This is a genomic window from Bacillota bacterium, assembly GCA_023511835.1.
Classification (GTDB): Bacteria; Bacillota; Sulfobacillia; order JAIMAT01; family JAIMAT01; genus JAIMAT01.
This window is the reverse complement of the sequence record JAIMAT010000044.1, coordinates 1-17,206: the sequence shown is the minus strand read 5'-3', so window position 1 is coordinate 17,206 and position 17,206 is coordinate 1. Positions and strand designations below refer to the sequence as shown.

General features: G+C 75.8%; 20 protein-coding genes. 19 read left to right on the top strand and 1 reads right to left on the bottom strand.

Annotation, left to right across the window (positions count from 1 at the left end; all coding sequences use genetic code 11):
• Positions 1–999, bottom strand: a 999-nt coding sequence (locus K6U79_07630) for an alcohol dehydrogenase catalytic domain-containing protein (protein ID MCL6522225.1), incomplete at its 3' end; no start/stop codon positions are given.
• A 318-nt stretch (positions 1,000–1,317) separates the two neighbouring features.
• Here K6U79_07630 and K6U79_07625 point away from each other — a divergent pair.
• The 19 genes from K6U79_07625 to K6U79_07535 form a co-directional block, all read left to right on the top strand.
• The gene (locus K6U79_07625) at positions 1,318–2,406 is read left to right on the top strand and encodes an AAA family ATPase (GenBank protein ID MCL6522224.1); all 1,089 of its coding nucleotides are present in this window, start codon (positions 1,318–1,320) and stop codon (positions 2,404–2,406) included.
• Entirely contained in the window at positions 2,403–2,930 is a 528-nt protein-coding gene (locus tag K6U79_07620) for a stage III sporulation protein AB (protein MCL6522223.1), read from the top strand. The genes K6U79_07625 and K6U79_07620 overlap by 4 nt, the downstream gene beginning before the upstream one ends.
• A gap of 34 nt (positions 2,931–2,964) precedes the next feature.
• Positions 2,965–3,165: a stage III sporulation protein AC gene (gene spoIIIAC, locus K6U79_07615; protein ID MCL6522222.1), complete on the top strand. Its 201-nt coding sequence runs from the start codon at positions 2,965–2,967 to the stop codon at positions 3,163–3,165.
• Positions 3,166–3,189: 24 nt separating this feature from the next.
• A complete protein-coding gene (gene spoIIIAD / locus K6U79_07610) occupies positions 3,190–3,582 on the top strand; it encodes a stage III sporulation protein AD (protein MCL6522221.1) in 393 nt (130 codons plus the stop codon).
• Between the two features lie 14 nt (positions 3,583–3,596).
• Complete coding sequence (locus K6U79_07605; GenBank protein ID MCL6522220.1) at positions 3,597–4,853, top strand: stage III sporulation protein AE; 1,257 nt, start codon at positions 3,597–3,599, stop codon at positions 4,851–4,853.
• A 9-nt stretch (positions 4,854–4,862) separates the two neighbouring features.
• Positions 4,863–5,705: a stage III sporulation protein AF gene (locus tag K6U79_07600; GenBank protein ID MCL6522219.1), complete on the top strand. Its 843-nt coding sequence runs from the start codon at positions 4,863–4,865 to the stop codon at positions 5,703–5,705.
• The gene (locus K6U79_07595) at positions 5,692–6,363 is read left to right on the top strand and encodes a stage III sporulation protein AG (GenBank protein MCL6522218.1); all 672 of its coding nucleotides are present in this window, start codon (positions 5,692–5,694) and stop codon (positions 6,361–6,363) included. The genes K6U79_07600 and K6U79_07595 overlap by 14 nt, the downstream gene beginning before the upstream one ends.
• 45 nt (positions 6,364–6,408) lie before the next feature.
• Positions 6,409–7,071: a SpoIIIAH-like family protein gene (locus K6U79_07590; protein MCL6522217.1), complete on the top strand. Its 663-nt coding sequence runs from the start codon at positions 6,409–6,411 to the stop codon at positions 7,069–7,071.
• A gap of 211 nt (positions 7,072–7,282) precedes the next feature.
• On the top strand, positions 7,283–7,699 hold the full coding sequence (locus K6U79_07585; GenBank protein ID MCL6522216.1) for an Asp23/Gls24 family envelope stress response protein: 417 nt from the start codon (positions 7,283–7,285) through the stop codon (positions 7,697–7,699).
• On the top strand, positions 7,696–8,151 hold the full coding sequence (gene nusB / locus K6U79_07580; protein MCL6522215.1) for a transcription antitermination factor NusB: 456 nt from the start codon (positions 7,696–7,698) through the stop codon (positions 8,149–8,151). The genes K6U79_07585 and nusB overlap by 4 nt, the downstream gene beginning before the upstream one ends.
• Positions 8,148–9,020, top strand: a complete 873-nt coding sequence (locus tag K6U79_07575; protein MCL6522214.1) for a bifunctional 5,10-methylenetetrahydrofolate dehydrogenase/5,10-methenyltetrahydrofolate cyclohydrolase — start codon at positions 8,148–8,150, stop codon at positions 9,018–9,020. The genes nusB and K6U79_07575 overlap by 4 nt, the downstream gene beginning before the upstream one ends.
• Before the next feature lie 2 nt (positions 9,021–9,022).
• Positions 9,023–10,255 carry an exodeoxyribonuclease VII large subunit gene (gene xseA, locus K6U79_07570; protein MCL6522213.1) on the top strand — a complete coding sequence of 411 codons (1,233 nt, stop codon included), beginning with the start codon at positions 9,023–9,025 and terminating at the stop codon, positions 10,253–10,255.
• A gap of 23 nt (positions 10,256–10,278) precedes the next feature.
• A complete protein-coding gene (gene xseB / locus K6U79_07565) occupies positions 10,279–10,602 on the top strand; it encodes an exodeoxyribonuclease VII small subunit (GenBank protein MCL6522212.1) in 324 nt (107 codons plus the stop codon).
• Positions 10,599–11,483 (top strand): polyprenyl synthetase family protein, encoded by an 885-nt coding sequence (locus K6U79_07560; GenBank protein MCL6522211.1) that lies wholly within the window; start codon positions 10,599–10,601, stop codon positions 11,481–11,483. The genes xseB and K6U79_07560 overlap by 4 nt, the downstream gene beginning before the upstream one ends.
• A 710-nt stretch (positions 11,484–12,193) precedes the next feature.
• Positions 12,194–12,766 (top strand): hypothetical protein, encoded by a 573-nt coding sequence (locus tag K6U79_07555; protein MCL6522210.1) that lies wholly within the window; start codon positions 12,194–12,196, stop codon positions 12,764–12,766.
• A gap of 122 nt (positions 12,767–12,888) precedes the next feature.
• Positions 12,889–14,808 (top strand): 1-deoxy-D-xylulose-5-phosphate synthase, encoded by a 1,920-nt coding sequence (gene dxs / locus K6U79_07550; GenBank protein ID MCL6522209.1) that lies wholly within the window; start codon positions 12,889–12,891, stop codon positions 14,806–14,808.
• Between the two features lie 22 nt (positions 14,809–14,830).
• The gene (locus K6U79_07545; protein ID MCL6522208.1) at positions 14,831–15,697 is read left to right on the top strand and encodes a TlyA family RNA methyltransferase; all 867 of its coding nucleotides are present in this window, start codon (positions 14,831–14,833) and stop codon (positions 15,695–15,697) included.
• Positions 15,636–16,385 carry a hypothetical protein gene (locus K6U79_07540; protein MCL6522207.1) on the top strand — a complete coding sequence of 250 codons (750 nt, stop codon included), beginning with the start codon at positions 15,636–15,638 and terminating at the stop codon, positions 16,383–16,385. The genes K6U79_07545 and K6U79_07540 overlap by 62 nt, the downstream gene beginning before the upstream one ends.
• Before the next feature lie 149 nt (positions 16,386–16,534).
• Positions 16,535–17,206: NADP-dependent isocitrate dehydrogenase (locus K6U79_07535; GenBank protein MCL6522206.1), on the top strand; the 672-nt coding region annotated here is incomplete at its 3' end.

Below are 17,206 nucleotides of genomic sequence, written 5' to 3'. Positions count from 1 at the left end.
GTACCGGTCGCCCCAGGGGTCGATCAGGGCCAGCACATGGCCTTCGGGCCGACGCAGGCTTTCCAGCGTCTCGGTCACGGCCTCCAGGGGTGCGCGCAGGGTCACCATCGGGTTCACTTTGATGCGGCCACTGGCCAGCAGGGCCATCGCAATAGGGAAGTCCGGCTGGGTCTGGGAGGCGCCAGTCAGGCGCAGCTCGCGGCCGACCCACCAGATGACGCGGATCTCATCGCCCTCGGTGGCGCCCAGTTGGACGACCTCGCCTTGCTTGCGCAGGGAGTTGGCGAGCTTTTGCAGGACACCGCGCGCGCCAGAGCATTCGAAACCGACATCCGCGCCGTTGGGCAGCCGCTCCAGGACAGCGGCCGTCAGGTCCGTCTCCAGGGGGTTGATAACAAGGTCGGCGCCTAGCTCGCGGGCGAGCGCGGCCCGGCGTGGCGCCGGCTCGCTGACGATGATCTGGGAGGCGCCGGCCAGGCGGGCACATTGCAAGGTAAAGAGGCCAATCGGGCCCGCGCCCGTGATGATCGCCGTATCACCGAGCCGGAGCGTCGAGCGACGTACGCCATGCAAGGCCACGGCCAACGGCTCCAACATTGCGCCTTCTTCCCAGCTCATGTGGTCCGGCATCTTGAAAAGCACGGTCTTATGTGTCCGGACATATTCGGCAAAGCCGCGGCTGGGCTGCCGGTTCGTGCAATGCTCCCACAGGCGGGCCTGACAGGCGGCGCAGGCGTTACACGGCCGGCCCGGGATTGCCGCCACCCGGTCGCCGATCTGCCAGCCGTCCGTCTCGGGGCCAAGCGCCACGATGGTACCGGCGAATTCGTGTCCGAGCACCCCACCCGGCTGCAGACGATCCATCAGGTGGGTCAGGTCCGAGCCACAGACCCCGCAGTAGCGGACCTTGATCACGACATCGCCCGGGCCCAGGTCGGTGAAGTCTGCGACCTCCTCGACCGCGAATTGCCGATTTCCACGATAGACGGCGGCACGCATTGTCCTACTCCTCTGGCACGTTGCTAGCGGGGACTATATGGTGCGACAGACCGGCGATCAATGGGCTGCCGGCAGCATATGGGCAGCCGTTGAGGTCGTTCGACAATTTGTTCACCCAACGCTGGCGAGCGGGCGCGCGGGGTCACCGGCGTCGAACCCCGGGGGGGGGCGGCCCCCCGGGGCGCCGGCGCGCCGGCCGGCCCGGGGTGGGCGGGCGGGCCTCTCTCTGCCTGCCCGCTTCCGGCACGGCGCCGGGCGGCGGCGCATACGCGCCGGGAGGAGCCCATATCCATGGGCACGTGAGGGGGCACGTCCCGGATGGCGCTGGCCTGGAACCGGAACGGGGTGGCGGCGGAGGGCGAGGCGGGAGAGGGGGCGGAGCGCCAGCTGCTCCGCTTCCTCCCGCAGGAGCTGCGCCGCGTCCTGGAGGCGGCGCTCGTCCACCTGCCGCCGCCCTGGGAGGAGATCCGCCTGCGCGCCGGGCGCCCGCTGGCGCTGGTGGTACGGGACGAGACCCACTTCCTGGACGCCGCCGGCCGCCCCGCGCCGGCGAGCCGCGCGCGGACGGTGGACGGGGAGGAGGTGCGCCGGAGCCTGGAGCTGATCACGGGCCACTCTCTCTACGCCTGGCAGGAAGAGCTCCGCCAGGGTTTCGTCACCCTCCCCGGCGGCCACCGCGCGGGACTGGCCGGCCGCCTCGACCGCGAGGCCGGCCGGGTGCGGGCGGTGCGTGATGTCTCGTCGCTCAACCTGCGCCTCGCGCGCGAGCGGCGCGGCGTCGCTCGGCCGCTCCTGCCCTGGCTGGCGGAGGCGGGCCGGCCGCTCCACGCGCTCCTGGTGGGGCCGCCGGGGAGCGGCAAGACCACGCTGCTGCGCGACCTGGCGCGGGCGGCCGGCGACGGCGAGGCCCCCGGCCGCGAGGGCCGGCCCTGGCGCACGGTGGTGATCGACGAGCGCTTCGAGCTGGCCGCCCTCTCCGGGGGGCGCCCGACGCTGGACGTGGGCGCCGCCACCGACGTCGTCGAGGGCGGCCCCAAGGCGGAGTCCTTCGCCCTCGCCCTGCGCGCGCTCAACCCCCAGCTCCTGGTCTCGGACGAGCTGGGCCGCGCGGAGGATGCCGAGGCGCTGGGCGAGGCGGCGCGCAGCGGCGTGGCGGTCTGGTCCTCGGCCCACGCGGCCTCCTGGGAGGAGGCGCGGAGCCGCCGGCTCCTCGCCCCGCTCCTGGAGCAGGGCTTCTTCCGCCGCGTGGTGGAGCTGGAGCGGCGCGGCGGGCGCTTCGGCCTGGCGGCCGTCCGCGACGGCACCGGACGCCTCCTGCGGGCGGGCTGGACCGCTCTGGACGGCGGGGTCGGGGAGGCAGGCGGGGCGGCCCGGGGCGGCGGGGAAGGGCGGGGAGCGACGACGTGAGCCTCCTGCTTCGCCTCCTGGGCGCCCTGCTGGTGGTGGCCGGCTCGACGCTGGCCGGCCAGCTCCTGGCCTGGAGCGCCGACCGGAAGCCGGCCATGCTGGCCGAGCTGGCCGCCGGCGTCCGCCTCCTGATGAGCCAGGTGGATTACGCCGCGCGGCCGCTCCCCGAGGCGCTGGCCGACCTGGCGGGGAGCGCCCCCGGCGCCGCCGCCCGCCTCTTCCGCCTCGTGGCCGAAGCGCTGGCGGCCGCGCCCGACCAGCCGCTGGAGCCCCTCTGGCGGCGGGCGGTGGAGGGGCTGGGCGCCGAGGGAGGGCTGGCCGCCGCCGACCTGGCCCCGCTCCTCGGCCTCGCCCCCGCCCTGGGGACGAGCCATCGCCAGGACCAGCTGCGCCTCCTGGACGCCTGCGCCCGCGACCTGGCCGCCCGCGAGGCGCTCCGGCGCGACGAGGCGGCGCGCTCGGCGCGCATGTGGCGCTCGCTGGGCCTCTTCGGCGGCATCCTGCTGGCCCTGGTGGCCCTCTGAGCGGCCGGGGCACGCGCCCAGGCGGAGGTGGCCCATGACGCCCAACATCCAGCTCGTCTGGCAGATCGCCGGCATCGGCATCCTGACCGCCGTCGTCGTCAGCGTCCTGACGCAGGCGGACAGGAAGGAGTTCGCCTGGCTGGTCTCGCTGGGCGGCGTCACCGTCGTCCTCTGGCTGGTGGTCCGGATGATCGCCGACCTCTTCCAGACCGTCCGCGCCATCTTCCAGCTCTGAGCCGGGGGAGGGGAGGGCCCGGCCGTGACGCTCTTCCAGATCCTCGGCATCGGGCTGACCGTCGTCGTCCTCCTGGGCGTCCTGCGCCACCAGCAGAGCGCCGTCGCCACCCTGCTCAGCCTGGGCGCCGGCGTCCTCCTGCTCCTGGCGGTTCTGCCCTACTTCGGCCAGGTCGTGGGCCTGGTGAGCGAGCTGGCCGCGCGTTCGCAGGTCAACCTGGCCTTCGTCGGCGTCCTGCTCCGCGTCATCGCCATCGCCTACCTGGTCCAGCTGGCCGCCGACGTCGCCCGCGACGCCGGCGAGTCGGCGGTGGCGTCGCGCATCGAGCTGGCCGGCCAGCTCCTGATGCTGGTGCTGGCGGTCCCCATCCTGCGCTCCGTCATCCAGGCGGTCCTCGGCCTCTTGGCCAGGATCTGAGCGCCCCGGGAGGTGTGGCGACGGTGCCGGATCCGCGACCAGGAAGCGCCCCCGATCCCGCCCGCCGCCGCCTCCGGAGGGCGCTGGCGGCCGCGGCGCTGCTGGCGGCGGTGCTCTTTCCCCCGCCCGCCCGGGCGGCGGCCGCGCCGCCGGCCGGCGGCCCCGGGGGCGTCCAGGCCGAGGTGCAGCAGCTGGTGCAGGAGCAGCGCCAGGCGCTCGACCTGACCAGCGTGGACCGGCTCCTCCGGCAGGCCGAGGAGCGCGCCGGGCCCGCGGCGCCGCGCCTCGACGGCCAGGCCGTCGGCCGCCTCCTCGCCGGGGGCGGTCTGCCCTGGAGCGCCGCGCAGGTGGCCTCCTGGCTCGTGGGCGCCTTCGGGCGCGAGGTGGGGGCCAGCGCCGGCCTCCTCCTCGAGCTCCTCCTGCTGGGCGCGCTCTCCGCGCTCCTCGACCAGCTCCGGCTGGGCGGGGGCGAGGAGGTGGCGGGGCTGGCGCAGCTGGCCGTGCAGCTGGTCCTCTTCCTGGTGGCCGCGGCGCAGCTGACGCTCCTGATGCAGACCGTCCGCACCGTCGTCCAGGACGTCCACGACTGGCTGCTGGCGCTCCTGCCGGTGATGATGGCGCTCCTGGTGGGGAGCGCCAACGTGGTCACCGCCAGCCTCGTCCATCCCGCGCTGCTCTTCGTGGTCACGCTCCTGGCCGACGCGCTGGACCGGCTGGTGCTGCCGCTCCTCTTTCTCTCGGCGGTGGCGGGCATGGTGGGGCGGATGAGTGAGCGCTTTCGCCTGACGGGCTTCGCCGGCTTCCTGCGGGACCTGGCGGTGCTGGCGCTGGGCCTGCTCTTCGCCCTCTTCCTGGGCGTGGTCACCGTCCAGGGCATCGGCGGCGCCATCGCCGACGGCACCGCCTTGCGCGCGGCCAAGTTCTCCGCCAAGGCCTTCATCCCGGTGGTGGGCGGCATGTTCTCCGACGCCTTCGAGCTGGTTCTCACCTCCACGCTCCTGCTGCGCAACGGCCTGGGTCTGCTGGGCGTGGCGGGCGTCCTCCTGGTGGCCGCCCTGCCCATCGTCAAGCTGGTGGTGGTCAGCCTCGCCTTCCGCTTCGGCCAGGCGGTCATCGAGCCCTGGGGAGGCGGGCCGCTGGCGGCCACCCTGGGCCACCTCTCGGGCACCGCCGTCTGGTTCGCCGTCGCCGCGGGCACGGCGGTGATGGCCGCCATCCTGGGGCTGGCCGTCCTCCTGGGCGCGGCCAACCTCTCGCTCCTCTTCCGGTGAGGTGGGACCGTGGACGCTCTGGTGCAGGCGCTCGCCTCCTGGGTGCGGCAGGTGCTGATGGCGGCGCTTCTGGCCGCCGTCGTCGACCTGGCGCTGCCGCGCGGCCGCTTCCGCCATTACGGCCGCCTGCTCCTCGGCCTCCTCCTCCTGGCCGTCCTGCTCAAGCCGGTACTGGTGCTGGCCGGAAGCGGCCCCCAGGGGCTGGCCCGCCTCCTGCAGCAGGCCGCCGGGCAGGCGCTCAGCGCCGCCAGCCATCCGGGGGCCACCGCCGCCCCGCCCTCTTCCTCCGCCCAGGCCAGCCGCCTGGCGCAGCTGACCGACCGCCAGGTGCTCGACCTCTACCGCAGCCGGCTGGAGGAAGTGGCGCTGGAGGCGGCCCGCTCCGTTCCCGGCGTGGCCTCGGCCAGCGTCCGCCTGGGCATCCTCTCCGACCCGGCCTCGCCCGCCTTCGGCCGGCTGGAGTCGGCCCGCGTGGTGGTCTCACCGGCGGGGACGGCGAGTAGAAGTGGACAGGGCGGGTCGTCCTCCGCCGGAGCGCCGGGCGGCTCGCCGCCCGCCTCCCCGCCCGGCGGCGGGGGCGGGGCGGGCGCGGGCGGTCCGCTGCGGGTGCCGCCGGTGGCCCCGGTGCGGGTGGCCCCCGTCCGCGTGGGCTCTTCGCCCGGCGGCGCCTCCGGGCCGGCCGGCGGCTCCGGCGCGAGCGGCCCGGGCCCCGGGCGGACCCCGGCCACCGCGGCCGAGAGGCGGCTGGCCGGGGCGGTCCGCCAGGCGGTGGCCCAGGCGCTGGGCCTTGCGCCGGAACAGGTGGAGGTGCGGATCGCGGCCGGGGGGGATGCGACCGATGGGGCGCCGTGAGCAACGCGAGCGGTGGCGGAGGGAGCCTTTCTGGGAGATGTGGCGGGAGCGTCTGCGCCAGCGCTTCGGGGTGGGGGAGGCCGCCTACCGTCGCCTGCAGGCGGCGGTGGTGGTGGTGGGCACCGGCCTCATCCTCCTCCTGGTGGCCAACGGCCTGGGGGCCGGCTCCTCCTCGCCCCCCGCAGCCGCCCCGCCGGCAGCCTCGCCGCCCTCCTCCCCGGGCGGCTCGGCCGGCGCGACGGGGGCGGCGCTGCCGGCCGACCCCAACGCCGCCGCCGAGGTGCTGGCCCAGCGCCTCGAGGCCACGCTGAGCGACGTCCGCGGGGCGGGCCGGGTCCGCGTGGAGGTGACGCTGGAGAGCGGTCCCCGCAACCTCTACCTGATGGAGGAGCACAGCCAGACCTCCACCACCCAGGAGACCGACTCCAGCGGCGGGCGGCGCCAGGAGAGCCAGAGCGACCGCCAGCTGACGCTCCCCTCGTCGGCCACGGGCGGCAGCCCGCCCGTGGCGGCCGTCGACGAGCCCCAGGTGCGGGGCGTCCTGGTGGTGGCCAGCGGCGCCGGCGACCCCGAGGTGCGCGACGAGCTGGCGCGGGCCGTGCAGACGCTGCTGGGCGTCCCGCTCTATCGCGTGGCCGTTGTGGCGGGCGATCCTTGAGCCCGCGGCACCCCGGCTCCCGGAACGCGACAGGAGGTGACCGGCATGCACGTGCGCAGCGTCGACCGCGGGGCGGCCCTGCGGATCGCCCTCTTCCTGCTGATCGTGGCGGGCATCCTGGCCTACGTCCAGTGGCAGTGGAGCCAGCCTCGCGAGGTGGGCCAACTGGTCCGCGGCGGCACCTCTGCCGGCGGCGCCAGCCGGCCCGCCCTCTCCCCGCAGGTGGCGGCCCAGGGCGGTACGGGCGGCCCCGCCGTCTCCGGCACGGGCACCGGCCCGGTCTCCTCCCCGCCTCCGGCGGCGGGAGGCTCCCCCTCCGCCGGACAGGCCTCCGCCCCCTCCTCGGGCTCCTTCTGGGCGGACGCGCGCCTGGCCCGCGACCGCGACCTCTCCCGCCAGATGGACCTCCTCCAGACGCTGGCGACCGACGCCGGCGCCGACGCCAAGAGCCGGGATCAGGCGCGCCGGGAGCTGATCGACCTGGAGCAGACGGCGACGGAGGAGTCGCAGGCGGAGGAGCTGATCAAGGCGCGCGGTTTCGCCGACGCCCTGGTCTACCTCTTCCCCAAGGGCGCCGAGGTGATCGTCGCCTCCCCGCGTCCGCTCACCCGCGCCCAGGCGGCGGCGGTGGGCGACGTGGTGGCGGCGGTGACGGGCCTGGGCTACGACCAGATCCGCATCCTGGGCTACCCGCCCTCCGGCTCCTGAGGCCGTCCGGGCGGACGGAGGCGACCGCGGCCGGGCGGGCCCCCCGCGCCGGCGGGGGAGGCCGCCGCGCCCGCGGGCGGGGCCGCCGCGCCGGCGAGCGGAGCCCGGCGGCCGGGAGGAGGCACCACCCTGCGGTATAATCAGCCTACCGCCGGCCCCCCGGGCCCCAGCCACGGCCGCCCGGGGGAGAACGCGACGAGAGGGTGGCAGCATGGCCGAGGGCCAGGAGGGCTCGCGCGAGGTGATCGGCGAGGGGATCCACATCTCGGACGAGGTCGTGGGCATCATCGCGGGCATCGCCGCCTCCGAGGTCCCGGGCCTGGCGGGCATGAGCGGCGGCCTGACCAGCGGGCTGAGCGAGGCGCTGCGCGGGCGCAGCTTCGGCAAGGGCGTGCGCGTCACCCTGCGCGAGCACCGCTGCGTCATCGACCTCTACGTCATCGTCCGCTACGGCGCGCGCATCCCCGACGTGGCCATGGCCGTCCAGCAGTCGGTCAAGCGGGCGGTGGAGGCCATGACCGGGCTGGCGGTGGAGCGCGTCAACGTCCACGTCCAGGGCATCGACTTCGGCGGCGAGCGCCCGCCGCGCGGCGAGGCGCAGGCGCCCGAGGAGCCCGCACCGCGGTGAACCGCCACCAGGGTCGCGAGCTGGCGATGAAGGTCCTCTACCAGCGCGACGTGACCGGCTTCGCCGAGGCCGGGCTGCTGGAGTACCTCGGCGGCGAGGAGGCGGCGGACGCCGAGACGCTGGCCTTCGCCCGCGAGCGGCTGCGCGGCGTCACCGAGCACCTGCGCGAGATCGACGGCCTCATCGCCGCGCGGGCACGCGGCTGGTCGCTGGACCGGCTGGCGGCGGTCGACCGCGCCATCTTGCGCCTGGCGGTCTACGAGCTGCGCTTCGCCGGCGACGTGCCGGCGGCGGTGGCCATCGACGAGGCGGTGGAGCTGGCCAAGACCTTTGGCGTCGACGAGAACTCGCCCCGCTTCGTCAACGGCATCTTGGGCGCCCTGGTCGAGCGCGAGGCGGCCCCCTCCGGAGCCGCCGACGCCTCCCCCGAGCCGGGCGGTGGCGCAGGGTGAGCGCGCGCCTGCTGGAGGGGCGGGAGGCGGCGGCGCGGCTCCTGGAGGAGCTGCGCCCGCGCGCCGAGGCGCTGGCGGCGCGGCGCGGACGGCCTCCGCGCGCGGTCTCGCTGCTGGTGGTGCCCGACGAGGCCACCCTGGCCTACGCCCGCCAGCAGCGGCGGGTCGCCGCGCGCGCCGGCCTCCTCTGGGAGGAGCGGGTGGTGGAGCAGGCCGAGACCGGGGCGGTGCGCGCGGCGCTGGCGGAGCTGGGCACCGACCCCGCCGTGGACGCGGTGCTCCTGGGCTGGCCGCTGCCCGCGGGCGTCGACCCGCTGGAGGCCACGCTGGCCATCGACCCCAGGCAGGACGCCGACGGGCTCCATCCCTTCCATCTGGGGCTCCTGGCGGCCGGGCGGCCGCGGGTGGTGCCGGCGACGGCGCGCGCCGCGCTGCGGCTCGTCCGCTCGGTCGTCGACCCCGCCGGCCGCGAGGCGCTGGTCATCGGGCGCTCGCGCACCGTCGGGCTGCCCGTCGCGCTTCTGCTGGAGCAGGCCCACGCCACCGTCCGCATCGCCCACTCGCGCACGCGCGACCTGGAGCGCGCCGTGGGCGAGGCGGAGATCCTGGTGGCGGCGGCGGGGCGGCCGGGCCTGGTGCGGGCCGCCTGGATCCGGCCGGGCGCGGTGGTGGTGGACGTGGGCACCACCTACCGCGACGGCCGCCCGGAGGGCGACGTCGAGCCGGCCGCGGCCGAGCGGGCGGCGGCGCTGACGCCCGTCCCCGGCGGCGTCGGCCCGCTGACCACCGCTCTCCTCATGGAGAACGTGCTGGGGTTGGCCGAGGCGGCCTCCGCCGGCGAGGCCCGCGAAGGGGGGCGGTCCGCCTGAGCGTGGAGCAGATCGCCCTCTTCGACGAGGGCGCGCGCGAGCTGACCGTAGGCGAGCTGGCCCGCAGGCTCCGTCTCTTCGTCGAGGCGGAGCCCGAGCTCCAGGACCTGCGCGTCGTCGGCGAGATCTCCAACTGGAAGGACCACTCCTCCGGCCACGCCTACTTCACCCTGAAGGACGCCACGGCCCAGATCCGCTGCGTCATGTTCCGCGACCGGCGGAGCCGCCTGGCCTTCCGGCCCGCCGACGGCATGCAGGTGCGCGCCTGGGGCGACGTGGGCTACTACGAGCGCGGCGGCGACCTCCAGCTCTACGTGCGCGCGCTGGAGGAGGTCGGCGGGCTGGGCGAGCTCTACCGCCAGCTGGAGGCGCTCAAGCGGCGGCTGGAGGCGGAGGGGCTCTTCGACCCGGCCAGGAAGCGGCCGCTGCCCCGCCTCCCGCGCCGCATCGGCGTCGTCACCTCGCCCACCGGCGCCGCCCTCCGCGACATCATCCGCGTCAGCCGGCAGCGCTTCCCGGGCGTGGCGCTCCTCCTCTTCCCGACGCCCGTCCAGGGCGAGGAAGCCCCGCCCGCCATCGCCCACGCCATCGAGCTGGCCAACCGCCTGGCGCTGACCGACGTGCTCATCGTCGGCCGCGGCGGCGGCTCGGCGGAGGAGCTCTGGGCCTTCAACGACGAGCGCGTCGTCCGCGCCATCGCCGCCTCGCGCATCCCGGTGGTCTCGGCCGTCGGCCACGAGGTCGACTTCACGCTGGCCGACGCCGCCGCCGACCTGCGCGCCGCCACGCCCTCTGCGGCCGCCGAGCGGGTGGTGCCGGTGCGCGCCGAGCTGGAGGCGCAGCTGGAGGAGCTGGCGCGGCGGCTGGCGCGGGGGCTGCGCAGGCAGCTGGAGGAGCGGCGCCGGCGGGTGGACTTCCTGGGGCGGAGCCGCGTGCTGCGCTCGCCGCGTTTCCTGCTGGTCGACCGGGCGCAGCGGCTGGACGAGCTGGGCGAGCGGCTGGAGCGGGCGCTGGAGCGGCTGCTCCGCCGCCGCGGCGACCGGCTCGCCGCCCTGGGCGCGCGCCTGGAGGCGCTCAGTCCGCTCTCCGTCCTCGGCCGCGGTTACGCCATCCTCCGCCGCGAACGGGACGGCGCCGTGCTGCGCGACGCCGGCGAGGTGGCGACCGGCGAACGCGTGGAGGCCGTGCTGGCGCGAGGCCGGCTGCGCGCGCGCGTGGAGGAGGGCGTCCGTTGAATCGGGAGGGGGAGCGGAGGCCGTTGGACGGAAGAGAGCCCGAGGCGGCCGGCGCCGAGGCGGCGCCCGGCGCCGGCGACGGGGCGGAGGATCTGGAACGGCTCGGCTTCGAGGAGGCGCTGGAGCGCCTGGAGGCGACGGTGCGCAGGCTGGAGGAGGGCGAGCTGGGCCTCGAGGAAGCCATGCGCCTCTACGAGGAGGGCGTCCGCCTCCGACGGCTCTGCGACCGGCGGCTGCGCGAGGCGGAGGGGCGGATCGAGCAGCTGATCGAGGGAGCGGAGGGAGCGCACGTCGAGCCGCTGCCTGACGCCGGTACCACGGGCGCCGGGGCGGGCCTGCCCGCATGAGCGGGACGGGGTTCGCACCCGTGGAGGAGGCGCTGGAGCTGGACCGCGCCTGGGTGGACGCGGAGCTGGAGCGCCGCCTGGCCGTCCTGGAGGCGTCGGGGACGCCCGCCCGCCTGGCCGAGGCCGTCCGCTACGCCGTCCTTGGCCCCGGCAAGCGCATCCGGTCCATTCTCTGCGCCTGGAGCCGCGACCTGATGGCGGGCGCGGGCCGGCCGGGCAACCGCCGGGCCGGCGATCCGGTGCTGGCGCCGGCCTGCGCGCTCGAGCTGGTCCACGCCTACTCGCTGGTCCACGACGACCTGCCGGCCATGGACGACGACGACCTGCGCCGCGGCCGCCCCACGCTCCACCGCGCCTTCGACGAGGCGACCGCCATCCTGGCGGGAGACGCCCTGCAGCCGCTGGCCTTCGCCTGGCTCGCGGGGTCGGCCTACCCGCCGGCGGTGCGGCTGGAGATGGTGCGCGAGCTGGCCGAGGCGGCCGGGCCGGCGGGTCTGGTGGGCGGCCAGCAGCTCGACCTCGACCCGCGGGGCCCCGCCTCGCTGGAGGCGCTGCTGGAGCTGGAGCGGCGGAAGACGGGGGCGCTCTTTCTGGCCAGCGTCCGGCTGGGCGCGCTCGCGGCGGGCGCGCCGCGCGAGGCGTGGGGCCCGCTGGAGCGCTTCGCGCGCGCGCTCGGCCTCCTCTTCCAGGTGACCGACGACCTGCTGGACGCCGCCCGCGGCGAGCCTTCCAGCGTGGTGACGCTGGCCGGCGAGAAGGCCGCGCGCGAGCTGGCCGACCGGCTGGCGGAGGAGGCGGAGGCCGCACTGGCCCCCCTCGGGGGCGAGGCCGCCCGGCGCCTCCAGGGGCTGGCGGCCATGGTACGCCATCGCAGCCGCTGACCCCGGGGTGCGCGGGCGCCGCATGGTATAATGCCCGGTGCAGGACCGACAGGTGCAGATTTCGCAGGTGGCGCAGTATCCTAGTCGGCCTCCCGTCCTTGAAGGCGGGCCTAAAAATCCGCCGTCGGGCACATCGATGAAGTTCCTGGCGGCGGCTTCCGACGCCCAGTCGGGGGTCGCCGCTGGGAGTAAGGAGCTGGGGCTGCCCGCAACGGCATGCGGACCAGACCCTAGCTCCGCGGAGACCTGGCGCTCCGGCCCGAGCCGGCGCCGGGTGGAACCTGCAGGCGGCTGAACCGCCTGCAGCGTAGCCTGCCTTGCGTGGGCGCCGGTGGAAGGCGGTTACCGAACGCCGTCCAGGGCCCGGGCGGCGGCGCGGCATGCCGTCCGAAACCGCGCCTGCAAAAGAGGCTAAGAGGACGCGGAAGCCGCCGGGGAAAACCCCTAGGCTGTTCGCGAGAGGTGTACCGGGGATTAGGGTGCGCGCTCAGTGGCAATCCAGTCTCACCGCGGGCGACCCGGTGACGTCGTCTTAATGGGAAACCCCCTCGCCGGCGACGGCGGGGGGACGGCGGGGAAATCCTACTGGACCTAAGCCGCAAGGTTTACCCGGTGCATCGCCACCTGCCGATACTTTCGGGCGCCACCCCGCACCGGCGGGGAAGGGGCGCCCGTTGCGTTGGGCAGGAACAGGAGGCGTGGCCAACCCGTTGGCAGCTCGACCCCCTCGCGCCTTCGGCAGCGACCTGAAGCGCGGCCTGACGGTCGGCTCGGTCAGCTTCCTGATCGCCTGGTTCGTGACGCTGCCGTCGCAACGCGCGATGCGGGGGCTGCCGCTCCTCCTCTCCTTCGTCCTCCTCCTCCTCATCGTGGTCGCCGGCGTGCTGGCCGACGCCGTCGGCCTGGCCACCGCGGCCGCCTCGGAGGCGCCCTTCCACGCCATGGCCACGAAGCGCATCGCCGGCGCCCGGCAGGCCATCCAGCTGATCCGGAACGCCGACAAGGTGACCAGCATCGCCAACGACGTAATCGGCGACCTGGCCGGCACCATCTCCGGCTCCGCCGCCACCGCCATCGCCATCCGCCTCTTCGCCCAGGAGAGCTCCCTGGAGGCGGGGCTGCTCGTGGCCCTGGCCGCCTCGCTGACGGTGGGCGGCAAGGCGACCATGAAGGGGGTGGCGCTGGGCCACGCCAACGAGATCGTCTTTCTCCTGGCGCGGGCGCTGGCCTGGGTGGAGCGGAGCTTCCACGTGACGCTCCTCCCGGACCGCCGGGGGCGCTGAGGCGGCCCGGCGGGCGTTCCGCGGTCCGGCCGCCGGTGCGAGGCGCGGGAGGATGCTGGTAGACTGTTCGCGTAGACGGACCCCCACGGGTCCCGACGGCGAGAGCGGGGCGAGGGCAGGTCATGGAACGGCTTCTCGACCGGCTCCGCGGTCCGGAGGATCTGAAGCGGATGGGGCTGGGCGAGCTGCGCCAGCTGGCCCGCGAGATCCGCGCCGAGATCGTGGAGACGGTGGCGCAGAACGGCGGCCACCTGGCCGCCAACCTGGGCACGGTGGAGCTGGCGGTGGCCCTGCACCGGGTCTTCTCCAGCCCGCGCGACAAGATCCTCTGGGACGTGGGCCACCAGGCCTATCCGCACAAGCTGCTCACCGGGCGCCTCGGGCGCTTCCGCACGCTGCGCAAGCCGGGTGGGCTGAGCGGCTTCCTCAAGCGTGCCGAGAGCGAGCACGACGTCTGGGAGGCCGGCCACGCGGGCACGGCGCTCTCGGGCGCGCTCGGCTACGCCACCGCGCGCGACCTCCTCCGCCAGCAGCACAAGGTGGTGGCGGTGGTGGGCGACGGGGCGCTGACGGCCGGGCTGGCGCTGGAGGCGCTCAACAACATCGGCCAGAGCCGGAGCGACCTGATCATCGTCCTCAATGACAACTCCATGTCCATCTCGCCCAACGTGGGGGCACTCAGCCGCTACCTGGCCGCCATCCGCACCGCGCCCGGCTACTCCCGCGGCAAGGAGGAGCTCTCCGAGCTGCTCGAGGCCATCCCGGCGCTGGGCCCGCAGGTGGCCAGGGCGGCCGAGCGGCTGAAGATGGGCCTGAAGTCGCTCCTCCTTCCGGGCATGTGGTTCGAAGAGCTGGGCATCAAGTACCTGGGCCCCATCGACGGCCACGACCTGGGCCAGCTGATCGAGGTGCTCGGGGACGCGCGGCGGAGCCGGGGGCCGGTGCTGGTCCACGCCGTCACCGAGAAGGGCCACGGCTACCCGCCTGCGGAGCAGAACCCCGAGGGCTTCCACGGCCCCGGCCCCTTCGACCCGCGCACCGGCCTGCCGCTTCCCAAGCCGGCGGGCGCGCCCAGCTACACGGCCGTCTTCAGCCGCACCCTCATCCGCCTGGCGCGCCAGCGGCCGGAGGTGGTGGCCATCACCGCCGCCATGCCCGAGGGGACGGGCCTGGCCGCCTTCGCGCGCGAGTTCCCCGACCGCTTCTTCGACGTGGGCATCGCTGAGCAGCACGCGGTCACCTTCGCCGCGGGGCTGGCGCTGGGCGGGCTGAGGCCGGTGGTGGCCATCTACTCCACCTTCCTGCAGCGCGCGGTCGACTCGATCATCCACGACGTCTGCCACCAGCGCCTGCCGGTGATCTTCGCCATCGACCGGGCAGGGCTGGTAGGCGCCGACGGCGATACGCACCAGGGCGCCTTCGACCTGACCTTCCTGCGCATGGTGCCGGAGATGGCCATCCTGGTGCCGCGGGACGAGAACGCCCTGCAGCACGCCCTGGCCACGGCGCTGGAATACCGCGAGGGTCCCCTCGCCATCCGCTACCCGCGCGGCGAGGGCATCGGGGTGCCTATGGATCCCGAGCCGGCGCCGCTTCCTTTCGGCCGGGCGGAGTGGCTGCGCGAAGGGAAGGACGTGGCCCTGCTGGCGGTCGGTCCCTCCGTCCACGAGGCGCTGGCCGCCGCCCAGCTGCTGGAGCGCGAGGGCGTGGAGGCCAGCGTCGTGGACGCGCGCTGGGTGAAGCCGCTGGACGAGGCGATGCTGGAGCGCGTGGCCAACGGCCACCGAGCGCTGGTGACGGTGGAACCGGGGACCGCCCTGGGCGGCTTCGGCGCGGCCGTGCTGGAGTGGCTGAGTGCGCACGGCCGCTGGGGGGTGCGGACGCGCCTTCTGGGTCTCCCCGACCGCTTCGTGGAGCACGGCGACCCGGTGCTCCAGTACCACGAGTTCGGCCTCGACGCGGCCGGCATCGCGCGCGCGGCCGGCGAGCTGCTCGGTCTGCGCCCGGTCTCCCGGCCGGCCCGGGCCGGCGGGGAGGTGTAGGCGGACGGCTCGCGGGCCGCGCCTGGACCAGCTTCTGGTGGAGCGGAAGCTCGTCCCCTCCCGCCAGGCGGCCCAGGCGGCCATCCTGGAGGGGCGCGTGCGCGTCGACGGCCGCGTGGCGCGCAAGGCGGGCGAACGGGTCCGCGCCGACGCCGGGCTGGAGCTGCTGGAGCGGGAGCCCTGGGTCAGCCGCGGCGGGAGGAAGCTGGCCGGGGCTCTGGAGCGCTTCCGCCTGGACGTGCGCGGCGCCGTCTGTGCCGACGTCGGCGCCTCCACCGGCGGCTTCACCGACGTCCTCCTCCACGGCGGGGCGGCGCGCGTCTACGCCGTCGACGTGGGCCGCGGCCAGCTGGCCTGGCGCCTGCGCAGCGACCCGCGCGTGGTGGTGCTGGAGGGGGTCAACGCCCGCTACCTGGGGCGCCGGGAGATCCCGGAGCCGCTGGATTTGGCGGTGGTCGACGTCTCCTTCATCTCGCTGGCCAAGGTGCTGCCGGCGCTGGTGCCGCTCCTGCGCCTCGGGGGACGGCTGCTCGCCCTGGTCAAGCCGCAGTTCGAGGCCGGCCCGCGGCAGGTGGGCAAGGGCGGCGTGGTCCGCGACCCGGGCGTCCACCGGCGCGTGCTGGCCGCCGTCGACGAGGCGGCTGCCGCGCTCGGCCTGGGCGCCGAGGGGCTGACCTGGTCGCCGGTCACCGGCGCCAGCGGCAACATCGAGTTCTTCATCCTCTGGCGCCAGGGCGGGGAGGGGCGCCTCGACCCGGCCCGCGTCGAGGCGCTGGTGGCGGAGGCGCATCGGCGGCTCCGGCCGCGGCGGGAAGAGGGGGCGACGGATGGAGGCGGGGCTTCCTCGCGGTATCTGGATCCCGGTCCTGGTGCCGGCGGAGGCGGGTGAGCCGGCCTTCCACCTGCTGGAGGAGAACCTGGCCATGGCCTCCGGGGCGGAGCCCGCCGGCTTCGTCGTCCTGGGCGCCTGGTCGGAGCCGGCGGCGCTGGGGCCCTCCGGCCGCCGGCGGCTCTACGAGAGGACGCTGGCCGCCAGCCGCCGTCCCGTCGTCCTCGATCTCCGCCAGCTGGCGCCCGAAGAGGCGCTGGACCTGCTCCGCCTCGCGCCGCCCGCCGGCCTGCTGAGCGCGGAGCCGCCGCCGGCCGCGCTCCTTGGCGGGCGGGAGCTGCCCTGGGCGCGCGTGCTGCCCGGTCTGCCGCCCGCCGGCGAGGCGGAGGCCGGCGGGGCGCCGGTCTGGGTGGAGGGTCTGGCCGCGCTCCCGCCCCCCGGGCCCGGCGCCCCGCCCTGGCCGCCGGGCGTGGTCAGCGTGGCCGCCGCCGTCGCCCCCTGGCACGCCGCCGACCTCTGGCGGGCGCTGGCGGGCGGCGGGGGCGACTCCGCGGCCGGCCGCCTGCTCCGGGCGCTGGCGACGCTGGAGCGGAGGCTCGGGCGCAATGTGGCCACGGCCAAGCTGGCCATGGAGCTGGAGGGCTACTTCGGGGGCCCGGCGCTGGACGGGGGGGAGGAGGCCGGAGCGGACGAGCGCTGGTCGATGTATACCCTTCTTCTGGAGCTGGGGTTGCTCCGCGGCGGCTGAGCCCGGCCCGCCGGCGCCCGCCGTGCCGGCCGCGCCCGCCCGGCGCAGGGATCGCGGGCGCCGCGCCGAAGCCGCCTCGCCGGGACCAGCAGCCACCACCAATCAGGCCGGTCGGCCCGCGCGGGCGGACCGGCGCGGGAGGCAAGACGATGTCGCAGGAGACGCCGCAGGGAGAAGTCATCCGCATCGTCGACGGCAGGTTCGTCGCCCCCGACCATCCGGTCATCCCCTTCATCGAGGGCGACGGGACGGGCCCGGACATCTGGCGCGCGGCGCGCCACGTCTTCGACGCCGCCGTGGCCAAGGCCTACGGCGGCCGGCGCTCCGTCCGCTGGCTGGAGGTCTACGCGGGCGAGAAGGCCTACCGGCTGACCGGTTCCTGGCTGCCGGAGGGGACGCTGGAGACGATCCGCCGCTACCGCGTCGCCATCAAGGGACCGCTGACGACTCCGGTGGGGGGCGGGATCCGCAGCCTCAACGTCGCCCTCCGCCAGGAGCTGGACCTTTACGCCTGCGTCCGCCCCGTCCGCTGGTACCGCGGCGTGCCCAGCCCTGTCCGCCATCCCGAGCTGGTGGACATGGTCATCTTCCGCGAGAACACCGAGGACGTCTACGCGGGCATCGAATGGCCCGCCGGCAGCCCGGAGGCCGAGGAGCTGGCGGACTTCGTCCGCCGTCACGGCCGCGAGCTCCGCCCGGGCTCGGGCATCGGCATCAAGCCCATCAGCGCCTTCGGCACCAAGCGCCTGGTGCGCAAGGCCATCGCCTGGGCGCTGGAGCACGGCAGGAAGTCGGTCACCCTGGTCCATAAAGGGAACATC